Here is a 16,863-nt window from a genome sequence, read left to right as displayed (position 1 = left end):
TGATCTGGGAGAGTACCTTTGCAACCAATTCCCTTGACACATGATAGGTCTGATAATCAACATTATACGCATGCGTTGTCCGCGCTGCCGAAAAGCACCCCTCTACACACAACCCAATCCGTACAAATTCTCACGTCTCTTTGAAATGCACGAGCAGTGTCCTCACTGTGGTCAGCCATATGAAATTGAACCCAACTTTTATTACGGTGCTATGTATGCCAGTTATGCGCTCGCTGTGGCCCTCTTTGTTGCCGTGCTGGTCATCCTTACCATCATAGGTCACAATGAGGTAGAAGTACTTCTGCCTACCTATTTCATAAGCCTGGTAGTGCTTTCACCGGTGCTCTTTCGGTTGTCGCGCTCCCTCTGGATTCATTTCTTCGTAAAGTACGACCCTGAATTGGCCGAGAAAAAGTAGTATTTAAGAATTTTAATTTGTGGTGAGATGCCCCTTGCAGATTGCCTGTTGGGCTTCTACTTAGGTCGGGTTTACTTAAACAGGGTAGCACCGGCTGATTTCTTCTGGAGCAGCCAGCCGGTTACTGTGGACTGCATGGCACCACCGCTGCGGTTTATATCTGCTTCTATCTCCCACGCGGCAGCGGCCTCTCGGCCACATTACAAACGGAAGAAAACGCATCTTAAAAATCTCTTCATCATTCCCAATTGTGATTACTATTTGAAGTTTCACACCATTGTAAATCTCCTCTAAAAGACGTTTGCTGCACGATTCTCACAAATGCAGCACACGAGGCTTCCGTATGCTTAAAAACATTTGTTTAAAAGTTCAATAAGAGCTTGATGTGTTGATGAAATTGAAACTTTATTTCATTTCTTTTTTATGTGATGAGCATGTAAAAACAAGTAGAAAAATCTGAAAAAGAGCTGTGTATTTTCGTGCGCAGAAATTTGTTCCTGAAATGCTTGGAAAAATTGAACACCTTGGTATAGCCGTAAAAAATCTGGAAGAGGCCGAAAAGCGCTATATACAACTTCTCGGCGTTCCACCCTACAAGCGCGAAACGGTAGAGTCAGAGCATGTGATTACGTCGTTTTTTGTGGCCGGGCCAAATAAAATTGAGCTGCTACAAGCCACTTCACCTGAGAGTGCTATTGCCAAGTTTATCGAAAAACGCGGTGAAGGCATTCACCACGTAGCATATGAGGTTGATGATATTCAGGCTGAAATGGAAAGACTACGCCAACAGGGCTTTACCTTGCTGAACGAGGCCCCTAAGCATGGGGCAGATGATAAGCTCATTTGCTTTGTGCACCCGCGCGATGCGCATGGAGCTTTGGTAGAGCTGTGTCAAAGTATTTAAGACTTTCGTCGCTGGTGTAGAGCAGTACGTGCATGCCGAGCGATGAGGCGGTGTCGATGTTGTGCTCGTTGTCGTCAACCAGCAGGGTTTCGCTGGCCAGCCAGCCCATCTGGTCGATGATTAGGTTAAAAAATTCAGGCTCGGGTTTGCGCAAGTTGTATTCGTAGCTGAGGTAGAGCTGCTGAAAGGCTTTTTTGAAGCGTTGAGAGGTGTAGGGTCCGTGACTTTGCCAAATGTGGCGTATGTGGGTGGGATTGGTATTAGAGCAAAGTACCTGGGCATAGCCGGCTTTTCGGATCTGGTGGAGCAGTTTGATTTTTTTCTCTGGAATGTGGCCGAGCATGGAGTTCCATATAGCTTTAATAGTGGGGTAACTGACCCAGCGCGGAAAAAGCAGCTTGGCTTCGCGAAAAAACTCATGCTCGCTAATGAGGCCTTTTTCGTAAATATGAGAAAAGTGGGTTGATAGAATGTTGATATCTGACTTGATACCGTATGCCAGGCACTGCTGGCGGAAGTGCTCTATGTTGAGATCGATGAGCACAGTGCCAAAGTCCCAGATGATGTTTTTAATCTCTCTCATTCGATGATGGATATTGGGGTGGCGAGCATTGGGTCACGATGCTCTGAGATTTTGATCGGCTTAAGGCTGAAGTTGAGCGTGCGGCAGTGATAATCGAGTGTAAACATGCAGCCCGATAAAGGGTCAACGATGAGCATGCCAACTGGGGCAAATGCCGGTATCAATAGATTGGCAAAATACCAGCCATCGATATGAAAAGTCACAGGCATTTGTGCACTTTCGAAATCTGGATCGTTGATGAGTACGGTGTAGCGTTGGCGAATGAAGGGCAGGTACGAAGCTGGTAAATAGATAGTTTCAGGTGTTGTACCGGTGTAGATGCGGTTTTTGTAACGATCAAAAACCTCAAAACGCACATTTTGAGAGGTGGAGTGTACAGCCACAGGATAGATCGATTTGGAAAATAAGGTGGCGCAGCTCTGAAGCGCCACACAAATTACCCCAATAATTACTACTTTCAATTGGCTATACCTCATACGTTGAGGAGGGTTTCTTTCTTTTCGTACTTCGGCCAAATGAAGTGGAAGGTAGAGCCTACGCCTGGTGTTGATTCGAGCCAGATGCGTCCGCCTTTGTCTTCGATGATCTTCTTTACGATGGCCAGACCTACACCTGTGCTCTCTACCTCATCGCGAGCTTTCAGGGTTTGGAACATGAGGAAGATTTTTTCGTGGAAGTCGGGGTGGATTCCCTCGCCGTTGTCTTTTACGATGAATTCAACTTCCTTGCCGTGGTCGAGCCAGCTTACTTCGATCACCGGTATATCTTTATCGTTGTACTTTATGCCGTTTTGAATAAGGTGGCCAAGTACTTTTTCAAGGGCGGCACGCTCAGAATAAAACGACATTTCGGTTTTTTGAATTTTGAGCTCTGCCTGGGGCGGTAGATTGAGTCGCTCGATGAGCTCTGAAAGCATCTTGGTGATTTCGAAACTTTCAATCCGTGATTTGATACGGCCCACGCGGGAGTATTCGAGTATGCCGTTGATGAGGTTTTCTAAGCGACGCACCCGTCCACGCAGCAGTTTAAACTGTTCTTTAGTTTCGCCTTCGAGCTTATCGCCTATGTCTTCTTCGATCCATTCGCTCAGATTATTTATGGCCCTTAATGGAGCTTTCAGGTCATGACTTACGATATAGGCAAAGCGGTTGAGCTCGTTGTTGATCTTTTCAAGCGAACTGTTGTAGCGGTAGATTTTTTCGTCGGTCCATTTGCGGTCAATGCTCACGGCGAGTAGGTCGCCGAAGATGCGAAGCAGTTTGATGTCTTCTTCGCTCCACACACGTTTGAAGCGAACGGCATCGAAGCCTGCAAATCCCACGAGCCTCTCTTTTACTACCATTGGTACAACTACAAGCGATTGAATGCCCTGGGGCTCAAGAATTTCTTTTACAGTCTGCCAATCTTCGGGTAACTTTTGAACGTCAGGTATATGGATGATCTCCAGGCGCTGGAGTTTTTCGTTCCACTGCGGAATGATGTCAGCAGGAATCATCTGAAGGTTGTCTTTTTCAGGGGTAATGCCTTCGGCACACCACTCGTGGGTGTTGCTCATTACTTTGCCCGGCTCGTCGTATTGGAATACATATACACGGTCGGCCTCGCAGAAGCGCCCTACTCGCTCAAGAGCCTTGTTGATTTTTTCATCGAGCTCGCCTTGTACTGAGTTTATAAAGCTTGCCGACAGTTCAACAAGGAGCATTTCGAAGTCGGCTCGATATTTTAGGTCACGGATGAGCTCTTTGATCTGGCTGATGTCGCGGCTGATGCCTACCAAACCATATACCTGGCCGTTGTCGTCGGTAAGCGGCACTTTTGACATCTGCAGCCAGTAGGCATTTCCTTTTTTATTAATCAGGAAATGTTCGCGGTTTATTACTGGGATACCTTCTTGGAGCACAATGTAGTCATCGTTGGTAAAGACATCAGCGTGCTCTGGCAGGAAGATTTCGGCATTCGTTTTACCAATGATTTCGTCGCTTGACTCGGCACCGGCAAATTCGACGTCTTTTTTGTTAGAGATGATTCGGCGGCCTTCTTTGTCTTTTACAAATACAGCATCAGGTATGATTTCTATAACGGTGCGAAGTAAGTTGCTCTCGCGTTTGAGGTCCTCTTGAAGTTCATATACCCTTGAGACATCGTACGCTTCGAGTAAGACGGTCGTTGAACTGCTCTCTTCAAAGTGAAGTGGAGTGATGCTCACTTCGAAATGGTAATTTTTGCCATTGAAGAAGGAGTTGATGTGAAGGTGTTGTTTTTTCCTTTTTTCTAAAGCTTCTGAGATAGATTTTATAAGGAGTTTTTTTTCAGTCTTTGAGTTGATAAAATCAACCTTATCTATCAGTGTGTTGGCTAATAAATGGCGGGCATCGCCAGCCAGTATTTTGAATCGCTCGTTGCAGTCGAGTATTCTGCCTTCGCTGTCTATCAGGGCGGTTACAGCATTCGATGATTGAAAGAGAGCTTCAAACTTCTTGCGCTCCATGTCGAGCTCTTCAAACAGCTCGCAGTTTTTGCACGCAAGGGCGAGTTTTTGAAGAGGTATAGAGAGCGATTTGGCAAAGCTTTCGGAGTAGTTCAGTACGTCAGCATACAGCAGCAGGAAGCCAAAGTCCTTTAGCGGCCATATGGCGGTACTTCTGTTGATGTCACCTGGTCGGGTAGGTAAATGGCTGTCAATGGTTTCGCGATCTTTTTTGAGAAGTGATGCTAGCCAGTCAAGAGCTTCGCTTATTTCTGTAATTCCTTCATATTCCTTTATGCTGTAAACGACTGAGAGTGATGAATCAGATGAATAGTGTTTGATTACGAGTATATTTTTGAGCTTCAGTGACTTCATCAAAGGCACGAGGCTCTCTTGCAGCATAGGGATGAGGTGATGCGAATTCCCAATGCTGTTTGAAAATTCGAAGGCAGAATGCAAATCCCACAAAAAATCAATTTCACTTGACATATCAGTCGACCTATTTTCTTCTTATGCAAATATTGAATATTTCTGACGTTGAGTTGCAAAGGCTTGGTAACTTAAAAAATAATTTTTTTGTAACAAATTAAAAACCGGTAATAACGTATGTAGTTACATACTTTTGCTGTCAAATTTTAAAGTTTTGTAATGCAAGTAGATATATTGGCCATTGGCGCACATCCTGACGATGTGGAGCTCGGCGCAGGAGGTACCTTGGCCAAACATGTAGATTTGGGTTATAAAGTGGCTATTCTCGATCTTACTCAAGGCGAAATGGCCACTCGCGGAACACCCGAAATCAGAATGCAAGAATCACAGAAAGCCGCTGAAATTCTCAAAGCATCAGCCCGATTAAATTGCTATTTAGCGGACGGATGGATATCTGCGGATGAAAAGTCGGTGATAGAAGTAGTGAAGGTAATTCGCCATTGCAGGCCTCGTATTGTAATAGCCAACGCCCCTCATGATCGCCACCCCGATCACGGAGCTGCTGCTCAGTTGGTAGCTAAGGCATTTTTCTCCGCCGGATTTACCAGGCTTAAAACCAGTTGGGAAGGTGTTCCTCAGGACCCCTGGAGGCCACAACTGCTAATGCACTACATTCAGTTTATCAATTTGCAGCCCGACATTATTGTTGATATTTCCGGATATTTTCAGCAGAAGTTAGATTCCTGCCTTGCTCATAAGTCACAACTTTACAATCCGGAGAGTAAAGAGCCTGAAACAGTGATTAGCTCAAAAGAATTTTTAGAAAGCATCGAATACAGGGCCCGCGATATGGGACGCCTTATCGGTACACAGCACGGCGAAGGCTTTATTTTTTCACGCATTCCGGGTATCAGAAGCCTCGCAGAGTTACTTTGATTCAGTAATTGATTCCTTTTCTGAGAGTTCATCGTCCGTTTGATCATCAGGATCAACGACCGATAGCGGTGGGTTTTCAAAATCTTCATCAGCCAGGTGCTTGTGAAGAGCTAAGGCAAATGACGGAAGTAAAAACAGATTGGTTAGCATTGCTATCAGTAAGGTGAGCGATACCAATAATCCCAGGGCCACAGTACCTCCGAAACTCGAAAAAATAAAGATAATAAAGCCACAGAAAAGGATCACTGATGTATAAAACATACTGATACCTGTCTCGTGAATGGCTAAACGAATGCTTTCGGGTATATTCCAGTTGGTTTTTTGTAATTCCTGACGGTATTTGGCCAGAAAATGTATGGTATCGTCCACTGATATTCCGAAAGCAATACCGAATACCAGAAGGGTTGATGGCTTTAGAGGCACACCGGCAAATCCCATGACCCCAGCAGTGAAAATAAGTGGAATCAAATTGGTAATCAGGCTGATGAGTACCATTTTCCACGATTTAAACAAGTAATACATCAGTATTGCAATAAGAGCAATGGCTATGCTGAGGCTTTGAAGAAGGTTTTTAACCAGGTACTCCGTTCCTTCTAAAAAGAGCACTCCGGCACCGGTTATAAAACCGGTAAGTCCTCTGTCAATCAGCACATTAGAAAGCATAGCTGAAAGCTTTTGCTTGAGCTTTTTCATCTCAAGTGTAGTAAGATCTTTTACTTGAAAGTGGATGCGCAGATAGCGCTCTGAGGAGTCGTAAAGCGTTCCAGCAATTTGGGCGTTATTGGCTTCTACATTTTTTAAAAAGCGCGCCATAAAACGACTTTCATGCCGTGTAGGGATGCGGTACATAGCGCTGTTGCCATTGTAAAATGCTTGTGTTGCAAAAGAGGCAGCATCGGCCAGCGACAGGCTGCGCGATATCCCAAAGGCTTTTAGCGAATCCTGAATTTCGTTTAAAAGCTGTAAGCTGCTGTACTGTTTTGCGCCAAATTTTTTACCGGTATCAATGATGATTTCTACGGGTTCGATGCCATTGAATTTTTCTTCAATAAACTTTAGATCAGTAAATGTTTTGCTTTTACGACTAAGATCATCGGTGATGCGCCCAGAGGTTTCAATACGAACTAAACCGATAATTGATACAATTACAATTAAAATATTTACCCCAAAGACCCAACCTCTGTAATTAAAGACAACCTTCCGGAGCATTCCAGTCCATTTGTTTACCCATCGACGGTCGAAATGCTGCATGTGTCGCTCCTTTGGGACAGGTGCATATAAGAAATAGAGCGTTATAACTATCAGTGAATGAATAAAAATCAAAACGATGCTGATAGAGGCTACAAGTCCAAATTCAACCAGGGTAGCACTTTTAGTAAAAGCCAGTGCGAAGAATCCAAGAGCGGTGGTCAGATTGCTAAAAAAGATAGCGTTGCCGATTTTTGATATAGTACGTTGTAATGCTAAGACTCTGTTTTTGTGTTTTTTGAATTCATAATGAAACTTATTGATCAGAAAGATGCAATTCGGTATTCCGATGACAATTACCAGAGGCGGAATAAGACTGGTAAGAAGGGTAATCTCAAAACCAAATATTGCCATAAGTGCCAATGACCATACCACCCCAATTGCTACAATAATCAGGGAGATAACCGTGGCTTTAAAACTTTTGAGAAAAAGGTAAAAAAGAAAGGCTGTAACCAGCGTAGCTAAGGCTACGAACAGATAAATTTCGCTTTTGAGCTGTGTTACATTTCCCATGCGCAAAAAGGGAATACCCGAAATGTGCACATCCAAATGAGAATCACTTTCGAACTGCTCCACTTTTGCTTTGATTTCGTTGATGATACGAATGATTTCTGCATTGTAGAGCTTAGAAGGGTCCAGCTGGATGTAGGCTATGGTGGCAGTATGAGTTGAATCTGTAAAAACTCCCCTGTAAAAAGGCAGTGAGTCAGTCAATATTGTAGGCCAGGTGCTGTGCTGGTGATGAGCAGTAAAAACTTTTTGGATTTTAAACGAACCTGATTCAGGAATTTTGAGCACATTTAAAGCGTCTTGAAAGGTAAAGACTCCCGTTACACCGTCGATGCTGCGAATTTTATCAGCCAGGGCAATCCATCTTTGTATAAATCCTGAGTCCCGTAAATGCTCAGTGGCAGTGGCGATCACAATAGTATTGCTCACTTGTGAAAAATGATCTTTGAACCACTGATACTGAATGTGTACAGAATCAGTTGTAGGCAAAAGACGACTAAACTGATAACTCATGCAGACATCATCTGCCTTGTACAGTGCAAACGACAAAGAGATCGCCAGCAACACAGACATTAATGTCGGCTGTCGGATAATCCAAACAGCTAATCGATCCCACATGGAAATCCTGTATTACATACATTTTAACCGGCGCAATTTACTTCTTTACATACACTTAAAGAGCAAAAAAAATAAAAGGCCGACCACCCGGTCGGCCTTTGAGAAGTGCATATTTCAAGCTTATAAGGTATATTTTGAATTCCAAAGTTTATTTGAAAAATCTTTCATGCGGGAGTATCCATACAGAGCTCCCAAACCACTAAGGGCAAGTACGAGATAGAAAAAGAAAATCACACGTATAGGTAGAGCTGAAGAATCGTATGGACCCATCATTACGGAGTCAGAAGGAAGTAAAGCTCCGATGAAAGCTATGGCAATAAGGGTAGCCAGAAAAGTCTCAAAACTGCGCATCGGATATACAAGCCATTTTCTCCATACTTTGAGGTCTTTTCCCCATTTGTGAATCAAATAGTACGCTCCATTGCCCATGTCGAGAAAGAGCATGGGATCTTTATCTTTCTGAATGAGGTGAAACATCGAAGCAGGAGCAACGATTTTAAAGCCATCGAGGTTTTTTTGCTCTATGCCCTGAATTTTTCGAATTTCTTCAAATGCATCTTCTGGAATTTCATTGGCGAAACGAGAAGCGTCTAAAAATCTCAACCTATACTGTATGCAGAGCTCTCGAATATCGTCAATCGAGAAAATTCGATCGGCGTCCAGATGATTTAATTCTGTAGTGGCATCTCTACCGAGTTTAATACGATTTAAAATAGATTCATTCGATTCGTTTTGATACTAAGTAGTTCTGTTTTTCTCATTAGAACTCTTCTGGCGAATTGATCGGAGTTCATCTACCAGATTGATTTCAAGCTGCATGACTCTTCAAATTTTGACAAATATAACTTTTATCACATTTATTTGTTTTCGACCTAAGTTTCATTTCGAAAAATATTTTGAAAATCTTTGCGATTTGTTTGTAATACAGCAAAAACAATTCTTACTAAATAAATGTATATACAATAAATGTAAAAACAAATAATGTATGGAAACAGCAACACAAACAACCACAAAATGGATAGTGGACAATGCTCACAGCGAATTGCTCTTCAGAGTTAAGCACTTAATGATCACACATGTAAAAGGAGAGTTCCGAAAATTTACGGCTGAAGTGATTACGGAAGGCAGCACATTAGAAAATGCCTTAGTAAAAGCAACAGTTGAAACCTCAAGCATTTTTACAAACAACGACGATCGCGATGCACACCTTCGCAGTGCTGATTTCTTTGACTGCGAAAAATTTCCAGTAATGACGTTTGAGGGCAAGGCATACAAAACTTCATCAGATGCCTATGAGATTAAAGGAAATCTCACGATCAAGGACGTGTCAAAAGAAGTGGTGCTTTACGCAGAGTTCGGCGGCATCAACAAGGACCCTTGGGGCAACGAAAAAGCAGGTTTTTCATTTACTGCCAAGATCAATCGTAAAGATTGGGGACTTACCTGGAATGCGGCTCTCGAAAGTGGTGGTGTATTAGTAAGTGATGAGGTGACACTGATGGGCGAAATTCAATTGATTAGAGCATAAGAGAAAAAACCCGGCAAAAAGGCCGGGTTTTTTTATGCCATTCCTAGTTCTTTTAAAATCTGTGTTGCGTGATTCTTTGTATCAACTTTGGTAATAACCTTTTTAATGGTTCCATGTTCGTCGATAACAAAGGTTTCTCGATGAATACCTTCGTATTCTTTGCCCATAAATTTTTTCTTTCCCCACACACCAAAAGCTTCAATTACCTTGCGCTCGGGATCAGAGATAAGGGTAAACGGCAAATTGTACTTCTCAATAAACTTCTGATGAGATTTTTCGCTATCGGTACTCACACCTACCACTGCAAATCCTTTAGAAGTGAGTGATTCGTAACTATCGCGCAGGCTGCACGCTTCTGCTGTACAACCTGGAGTGTCATCTTTCGGATAGAAATACACAATCAGCTTTTTGCCGGCAAAGTCTGATAATTTTACCGAATTTCCATTCTGGTCTTTTCCTTCGAAATCCGGGGCTTTGTCACCTTCTTTGAGATGTGTCATGTTGATTGAATTTTTTGCAAAAGAAACACACCAAAGACAGATGATTGTTTACGAAGAAAACCACTTTAAACCGCCATAGATCACAGCCAGCCAGGCAAGCCCTTTGATCAGAAAGAACATAAACAGCAGCACGGCCACCTTCCATCCGGCCTCGGCTATTAAGCCTTTCCAGCCTTTTTCGCGCAAGATCAGTTGATATTTTTTAATCATTGCTTTAATATAAAATAAAAGCCTGAGCTGTAAGCCGGATTCTGTAACCCCCCGGAGGAGGGTTTTCTGTCATTTATCTGATGCGGCCTACCCGCTGCTCTTTGCGCACCGGGCAAGTGCGCAGACATAGCAAGAATGTCATTGGCAGCTTATTTGGCCTTGCTACGCACAAGGTTTACCGCGCCTCCTCCGTTACCGGAAGGAGCGGTGGGCTCTTACCCCACCTTTTCACCCTTACCTCTCTGTAAGAGAGGCGGTCTGTTTTCTGTGGCACTGTCTGTCAACAGCCCTTTACGACTGTTGCCCTGCCTTTCGGCAGGTGTGCTGCCCTGTGTAGTCCGGACTTTCCTCACCGATAGCTTTGAAGCAATCAGCGCGACAGAACGCTCAGGCTATTATTTACAAACTGCTTCAAAGGTAAGACCAATTTTTTTCAGTTTAGCACGATCACTTTGGTTTTTTTGATAATTACATCTTCTTCGGTTAGAATGAAAAGGTGGTACACGCCGTTTCGCAAAGGTTGGGTGTTAAAAGTAAACCTGTTGGCACCCCGGCGCACATCAGCCGTTGTTAATAGTACTTGATTTGCAAATCCGTGGTTCACAGGTGTAAGCACAAATCTAAGTCTTTGCGGCTGTTCGAGTACAAACTCCACCTCAAAAAATCGATGTGCCGGATTTGGGAAGAGCTTAAACTCAGAAGCGAAGTCGAAGGGGGCAGGCTCACCGGCTAATTTTGGCGAAGTGAGTAGCGCAATTCGGGTCTCTGGTCTGCGGTTTGTCTTTGATCCGTATCCGGCAGCCAGCACCCAGCCCGGTATGTGATATAAGCGCTGTGCACCGGAGTAGTCGCCCCAGCGCTCGTAGAAGCGCTGAACGCCGATTCCCAGCACATCTACATAACTGTTGCCGCGCTCGATTTCGAGTCGTTCAGAAAGCAAACCTTCTGAATTCACATAGCATGCGCTCATTCCTGAAGGATAGTCGCGTCCGCAATGGTTGAAGGTGATTATTGCGTCGTTTTCGAGCACACTTCTGCCGGTGTAACTGATAGCCGGAAAACCAAAATCTATGGAATCGTCGTAGAACACAGTGGAACTTACTCTTGGTAGCTGGCTTTCGGGTTTCTCCACTCTGCAGTAGAGAAATCCGGCTCCATTATTTGGGGTTATTGTATTGTGCACAAAGTGTAATATGTTGTTTTCATAAAAGCCATCCTGTACACGTGCATCTACGCAGTCGAATCGATGGTTTTGCATTTGCCGGGCGTCAGGAGGCAATCCGTATGGGGTTGTTGTTCGAAATTCTTTAATTTTCAATGTGCTGTTGGTGGTTTTACCCTCCACAGTGAGTAGAAAGTAGCGATTGCTCTGAGCGGCTAAATTTTCGTTGGAAAGCAAGAACATTTTGTCACCATAGTGCCCGCTACCGCCTTTTATTGGTGTGAAGTTAAACATCGGACGGAGTGTATCTGCGTTGTCAGGTTTGTAGCGGATGTTGTAGAAATATTTGGTAGCTAATGAGGTATCACCTCTATATCCAGCTAATTTGTCCAATTGCCAGAAAGTTGATTCCACATATCCGCTGTTGTTGAATGAACCATTTAGAAACGTATTAAAGGTGATAAAAAGGTCGCTTTTACTAACGGCTAAATGAGGGTAATCACTCCAGGTTTGGTTGTTGAGCGGATTGCCATTCAGCACATACAAATTCCATCCATCGAGGTGTGGTAAACCACTCTTGCTGAAGGCCACAACGATTTTTGACGTTTGCCAGGTAAATCCGTTGAGGATTACCATTATAAATCGGTCTTCATCAGGGTCATAGAGAATACGTGGATCGTATTTGGTTTCTGTCAAACCGGTAGGATTGCAAAACTGCTGAAGTGATTGCACTGAGAGCAGCGTATCATTTTTTAAATCATAGATAAACAAATTTGTATTAATGACAGACACCAGAATGTTTGATGCGGAGATAGCAATGTGGTTGTCGTTTGGTGCAGAGCCGTTGTACACATTGCCTTCAAACTGGCGTTCAAGTACAGGCTTATCTACGGCTGATGTGGTTCTTTTTCTGACAGAAAGTCTTGGCAACTGGTGTATGCTGTCTTTTAGTTCGCGCAAATACGAGCGAAATCCCTGTCCGCCCGGATACGGGGCTTCTAGGTGCTGTATGGAAGTAAAGTAGTCAAAATTTGATGGGTTTACTGACGCAAACGGACCATTTGCTTGAATGGGAATAGTTTTATAGATCAATTCAAGCTTTTGAGCCCAGACTATGTTAATACAACAAATCAGATACAGTAGAGGAAAAATTTTTTGCATGTAAATCACGTCTTTCAAATGGCTAAGATAATTTACAATTTCTCTATCCTTTCCAAATCACGTTAGATGGCAAAAAAAATGTTAAATGATTAGAAAGAAAGAAACAGTTACAAATAGAATATTTACAAATTATTTAAAAGGATTATGGATTCAGTGATATGGTAAAAACAAATTATATCCTTGCAAAACAGGATAAAAATTATGTTTTATCAAAAACCAAGCCAATATTAAAATTAATTTTTTTAAATTGCGCTCTAAAATTAAAGCATGTGCTAAAGCAGGGATTAAATCAGAAATTACTGCAAAAACTCTCTCCTCAGCAGATTCAGCTGATGAAGCTCATTCAGCTACCATTACCTATGCTTGAGGAGCGAATTAAGCAAGAGATTGAAGAAAATCCCGCACTAGAAGAAGTAAAAAAGGATGAAGAGTATGTTGATGATGAGGCATTTGTGATTGAATCAGAAGAAGATGAATACAACGAAGACGGTGTACTTGTAGATGAGCCGGAAATCACAAGTATCGAAGACTTTGAGGAATATGACGCCCTGCTCAGCGATGAAACTCCAGACTATAAGCTAAAATCGAACAATTACAGCCCTGACGATGAGGAGTATTCGATTCCGGTGGTGAGCACCGTTACATTTTTTGAAAATCTCACCCATCAGCTTGGTATGCTTAAGCTTTCCGAAAAACAAAGGCAAATCGGTGAATACATCATCGGCAATTTGGATGACGACGGATATTTAAGGCGCGACTTAGAAAGCATTTCCAATGATCTGCTCTTTACCAAAAATATTTCGGCGACCGTAGATGAAATAGAAGATGTACTCAGGAAAATTCAAGACCTTGATCCACCCGGCATCGGTGCCCGCGATCTCAGAGAGTGTCTATTGATTCAATTGGCCAAGCGCCCACAAACTCCCGTTGTGAAACTCGCAAGCCGCATCCTTGAAAATTACTTTGAGGAGTTCGCTAAGAAGCACTACGAAAAACTCATGGACAGACTCGACCTTAATGAGGATACCATGAGGGATGTAATAGAAGAAATCAGCAAGCTCAATCCAAAGCCTGGCTTGCAAATCAATACAGCTTTTGACAGAGACTACAGCATCATCCCTGATTTTATCATAAACATAAACAACGATCAACTCGAGCTCACCCTGAATGAACGCAATGCTCCTGAACTCAACATAAGCAGAGAGTACAAGGAACTTTTACAGGCTTACAAAGAAGGAGCAAAGACCAACAAAAGTCAAAAAGAGGCTTTGCTCTTCGTAAAACAAAAACTAGACTCAGCCAAATGGTTTATTGAAGCCATTCAGCAAAGGCAGCAGACCCTGCTCATCACCATGTCAGCGATTATGAACTTTCAAAAAGAGTTTTTTCTCACAGGCGATTGGACGAAGCTAAAGCCCATGATTCTGAAAGACATAGCTGATGAGGTGGGATTGGATATCTCTACCATTTCGCGTGTGGCGAGTAATAAGTACGTACAAACTCCTTTTGGAACGTTCCTGCTGAAAGAACTCTTTAGCGAAGGGATGACCACAACCGACGGGGAAGAAGTTTCGACCAAAGAAATCAAAAAAATTCTGGAGCTCGCCATAGCAGAAGAAGACAAATCAAAGCCCTATACAGACGACCAACTCTGTAAAATCTTGAACGAAAAAGGATATCCATTAGCACGACGAACAGTAGCTAAATACAGGGAGCAACTCGGTATACCGGTCGCACGCCTCAGAAAAGAGTTAAAAAAATGAGGTCTGCCCGATTAGACGCTAAATATATTATTGCTAAAATACTTTCGTACGTATTGCATCCGGCCATAGTACCAGTAGTGTTTGCAATACTCTTTTTTTCCATAAATGCTTCATTATTTGACAGGGTTCAAAAGATATATATTTTAATGTCGATCATTGTGGGTACTTATTTTTTGCCCATCACTATAGCACTTTTGCTGTATAAACTGAATATTATTAAGTCGCTCGAAATGCATAATAGGCAAGAGCGAAAGACCCCTTACATCATAGCGGCTGTATTTTATTATCTAACTGCGCTAGCACTCAAAATGGTACCGGCCGCACAGCTACTATACCTCTTCTTGATAGCTACCAGCATTGTGATTTTGGTGCTTCTGGCTCAAATTCCGTTTTACAAAGCCAGCGCTCATGTTGCTTCTTTTGCAGGACTATTGGCTGCCATCATTGTTTTAAGCAGGATGTACGATCTTTCACCATTAGTAGTTACCCTTTCAATTGCCGCTACAGGTATAATTGCTTGGGCGCGACTTGAAGTAGAAGCCCACACATCGGCCGAGGTAATTGCAGGGTTTTTAAGTGGTTTTACTCCGATTTTTGTGCTGTTTTACTTATTTGCATTAAGATGAGCGTTTTTGCTGGTATTTCTCGAAAGCAAGTGATTGGGGCTATTTTAGTATTAGCTTTCATACTTGTACTCTATTTATCGCTCACGGTAGTTATATACTTCGCTATATCAGTAGCATTTACAATAGCTCTATCGCCCTTGATGGAAGTGCTCGACAGAGTAGAGATTCGTAAAATTAAAGTTCCTGATTGGCTTAAGGCATTAATTGGTCTGGTATCGATTTACGCTTTTTTCTACATCATTTTTCTTTTGATTGTGCCTCCTCTTATGCGTGAGCTAAGCGCCATCTCAGAGCTCAGTATGTCAGAGATTTATAAGAACCTCGAAAAGCCCATCCAAAACATTGAAAAATGGGCTGATAATCTTGGAATAAAACCAGTAGGATATGCTTCAAATAGAGAATACGTAATGGCTAAAATGTCAGAATATTTGAATATTTCAAATGTGACAGGAACGATTACCGGTTTAGTAAGTGTAATGGGAAACCTTTTAGTAGCCTTGTTTTCCATTTCATTTATTACCTTTTTTCTGCTCAAGGAGCGCCGAATAGCTACCTCAGTCGTTTTGGCCTTCACGCCTGATCGCACCACAGAGCGTATGGCCCGTGTACTCTGGCAAATCAAGCAGTCACTTCAACGCTACATTGTGGGTGTTATTCTTCAGATATCGCTCATCACCATTATTGTCAGTTTTGGATTGAACTTTTTTAAAGTAAACAATGCTTTTATCATTGGATTTTTTGCGGGTCTTATTAACGTAATTCCTTACATAGGTCCTCTGATAGGCACTGCAGTTGGCACCCTAGTGGCCTTTGGTACTACACCTGGTCTCATGGCACCCGCTGTTTGGCAGATTCATCTTATTAAAGTTTTGTCAGTTTTTGTTATAGTTCAGCTTATGGATAACTTTATATTTCAACCCCTTATTTTTTCAAAATCCGTCAATGCGCATCCGCTGGAGATTTTTTTTGTGATTTTGATAGCAGGCAACCTCTTTGGAATCGTAGGGATGATTGTAGCTGTGCCTGCTTATTCTATATTTCGAGTAATTGGCCGCGAATTTTTGTCTGAATACAAATGGATTCGCTCCATTACACAAGAAAGATAGATGCCTTCCATTCTGTTTGAAAATCAGCATTACTTCATCGTCGATAAGGAGCACGGACTTAACACAGAGCCTGATCGCCTTGGCCATGCTAACCTGATGGATTGGCTTAAGAGCCAAAGACCCGACACATACAAGCGATGGGGGCCACACCCGCTTCATCGGCTCGATAGACCCGTGGCAGGACTGCTGATCGTAGCGAAAAATTTGAAGGCACATCGCGCATTACAACCCCTTTTTGAAAAAAAACAAATTACAAAAATGTACAGAGCCTTAGTTCAGGGCCATGTACATCCATTAGAGCGCGAATTACACCATTACCACACTAAAGACCACAGAAATTTTAAAGCTATCATTTCAGAAATTCCTATTCCAGACGCACTCCCTGTGCATTTGAGCTATCAGGTTATCAGGTATTTAGATGCAATTACAGAACTTGATCTCAAGCTACACACTGGCAGGTATCACCAGATCAGGGCACAGTTGGCATTCATAGGTCATCCGATTTTGAACGATATGCTCTACGGTGGTGCTCAGAATTCTTTGGAAAACGTTATTGCTCTGAGGGCTTATAAGCTGGCTTTTTATTGTCCTTTTGAGAAGCGAAAAATAAATTTTGAACTATTGCCTGCAGAATTCTATAAATCTTGGTCGGTAGATCTTTGACTTTGGACGTTGAAAATCAATACATATTTCT

The 16,863-nt window shown here is 42.6% G+C and carries 16 protein-coding genes and 1 other RNA gene; 8 read left to right on the top strand and 9 right to left on the bottom strand.

Annotated features, from left to right (window positions below):
- Positions 1 to 40: 40 nt before the first annotated feature.
- Positions 41 to 418: a DUF983 domain-containing protein gene (locus tag ACK4EX_RS07165; RefSeq protein ID WP_409771214.1), complete on the top strand. Its 378-nt coding sequence runs from the start codon at positions 41 to 43 to the stop codon at positions 416 to 418.
- 502 nt (positions 419 to 920) lie between these two features.
- Positions 921 to 1,322 (top strand): methylmalonyl-CoA epimerase, encoded by a 402-nt coding sequence (mce, locus tag ACK4EX_RS07160; RefSeq protein ID WP_409771213.1) that lies wholly within the window; start codon positions 921 to 923, stop codon positions 1,320 to 1,322.
- On the opposite strand, the gene ACK4EX_RS07155 is transcribed toward mce, so the two are convergent.
- From ACK4EX_RS07155 to ACK4EX_RS07145, 3 genes are read right to left on the bottom strand one after another with little or no spacing between them, the layout of a single operon-like run.
- The gene (locus tag ACK4EX_RS07155) at positions 1,258 to 1,905 is read right to left on the bottom strand and encodes an HAD family hydrolase (RefSeq protein ID WP_409771210.1); all 648 of its coding nucleotides are present in this window, start codon (positions 1,903 to 1,905) and stop codon (positions 1,258 to 1,260) included. The genes mce and ACK4EX_RS07155 overlap by 65 nt on opposite strands.
- Positions 1,902 to 2,381 (bottom strand): hypothetical protein, encoded by a 480-nt coding sequence (locus tag ACK4EX_RS07150; RefSeq protein ID WP_409771207.1) that lies wholly within the window; start codon positions 2,379 to 2,381, stop codon positions 1,902 to 1,904. The genes ACK4EX_RS07155 and ACK4EX_RS07150 overlap by 4 nt, the downstream gene beginning before the upstream one ends.
- A complete protein-coding gene (locus ACK4EX_RS07145) occupies positions 2,378 to 4,861 on the bottom strand; it encodes a PAS domain S-box protein (RefSeq protein WP_409771205.1) in 2,484 nt (827 codons plus the stop codon). Before ACK4EX_RS07145 ends, ACK4EX_RS07150 begins: the two co-directional genes overlap by 4 nt.
- Positions 4,862 to 5,020: 159 nt before the next feature.
- Here ACK4EX_RS07145 and bshB1 point away from each other — a divergent pair, with 159 nt between their 5' ends.
- Positions 5,021 to 5,737, top strand: coding sequence for a bacillithiol biosynthesis deacetylase BshB1 (gene bshB1, locus ACK4EX_RS07140; RefSeq protein ID WP_409771203.1), 717 nt, complete (start codon positions 5,021 to 5,023; stop codon positions 5,735 to 5,737).
- On the opposite strand, the gene ACK4EX_RS07135 is transcribed toward bshB1, so the two are convergent.
- Complete coding sequence (locus ACK4EX_RS07135; protein WP_409771201.1) at positions 5,729 to 8,113, bottom strand: efflux RND transporter permease subunit; 2,385 nt, start codon at positions 8,111 to 8,113, stop codon at positions 5,729 to 5,731. The two genes, bshB1 and ACK4EX_RS07135, sit on opposite strands and share 9 nt — an antisense overlap.
- A 120-nt stretch (positions 8,114 to 8,233) precedes the next feature.
- Positions 8,234 to 8,716 carry a hypothetical protein gene (locus ACK4EX_RS07130; protein ID WP_409771200.1) on the bottom strand — a complete coding sequence of 161 codons (483 nt, stop codon included), beginning with the start codon at positions 8,714 to 8,716 and terminating at the stop codon, positions 8,234 to 8,236.
- A 382-nt stretch (positions 8,717 to 9,098) separates the two neighbouring features.
- Between ACK4EX_RS07130 and ACK4EX_RS07125 the strand changes: the two genes are divergently transcribed.
- A complete protein-coding gene (locus ACK4EX_RS07125) occupies positions 9,099 to 9,641 on the top strand; it encodes a YceI family protein (protein ID WP_409771198.1) in 543 nt (180 codons plus the stop codon).
- 32 nt (positions 9,642 to 9,673) lie between these two features.
- Here ACK4EX_RS07125 and bcp read toward each other — a convergent pair whose 3' ends face one another.
- The 4 genes from bcp to ACK4EX_RS07105 all read right to left on the bottom strand — a co-directional run bounded on the left by bcp (position 9,674) and on the right by ACK4EX_RS07105 (position 12,674).
- Positions 9,674 to 10,141 (bottom strand): thioredoxin-dependent thiol peroxidase, encoded by a 468-nt coding sequence (gene bcp, locus ACK4EX_RS07120; protein ID WP_409771197.1) that lies wholly within the window; start codon positions 10,139 to 10,141, stop codon positions 9,674 to 9,676.
- A gap of 48 nt (positions 10,142 to 10,189) precedes the next feature.
- Entirely contained in the window at positions 10,190 to 10,351 is a 162-nt protein-coding gene (locus tag ACK4EX_RS07115) for a hypothetical protein (RefSeq protein ID WP_409771195.1), read from the bottom strand.
- Between the two features lie 14 nt (positions 10,352 to 10,365).
- Positions 10,366 to 10,746: RNase P RNA component class A (gene rnpB / locus ACK4EX_RS07110), an RNA gene on the bottom strand.
- Positions 10,747 to 10,784: 38 nt separating this feature from the next.
- Positions 10,785 to 12,674, bottom strand: coding sequence for a hypothetical protein (locus ACK4EX_RS07105; protein WP_409771194.1), 1,890 nt, complete (start codon positions 12,672 to 12,674; stop codon positions 10,785 to 10,787).
- A 269-nt stretch (positions 12,675 to 12,943) separates the two neighbouring features.
- Between ACK4EX_RS07105 and rpoN the strand changes: the two genes are divergently transcribed.
- From rpoN to ACK4EX_RS07085, 4 genes are read left to right on the top strand one after another with little or no spacing between them, the layout of a single operon-like run.
- Entirely contained in the window at positions 12,944 to 14,437 is a 1,494-nt protein-coding gene (gene rpoN, locus ACK4EX_RS07100) for an RNA polymerase factor sigma-54 (protein WP_409771192.1), read from the top strand.
- Positions 14,434 to 15,063: a hypothetical protein gene (locus tag ACK4EX_RS07095; RefSeq protein ID WP_409771189.1), complete on the top strand. Its 630-nt coding sequence runs from the start codon at positions 14,434 to 14,436 to the stop codon at positions 15,061 to 15,063. The genes rpoN and ACK4EX_RS07095 overlap by 4 nt, the downstream gene beginning before the upstream one ends.
- Positions 15,060 to 16,169: an AI-2E family transporter gene (locus ACK4EX_RS07090; protein ID WP_409771186.1), complete on the top strand. Its 1,110-nt coding sequence runs from the start codon at positions 15,060 to 15,062 to the stop codon at positions 16,167 to 16,169. Before ACK4EX_RS07095 ends, ACK4EX_RS07090 begins: the two co-directional genes overlap by 4 nt.
- Complete coding sequence (locus ACK4EX_RS07085) at positions 16,170 to 16,832, top strand: RluA family pseudouridine synthase (protein ID WP_409771184.1); 663 nt, start codon at positions 16,170 to 16,172, stop codon at positions 16,830 to 16,832.
- The last annotated feature ends 31 nt before the right edge of the window (positions 16,833 to 16,863 follow it).

The sequence above is a fragment of the Thermaurantimonas sp. genome (assembly GCF_046299575.1).
Lineage (GTDB): Bacteria > Bacteroidota > Bacteroidia > Flavobacteriales > Schleiferiaceae > Thermaurantimonas.
This window is presented reverse-complemented; position numbering and strand designations above follow the sequence as displayed.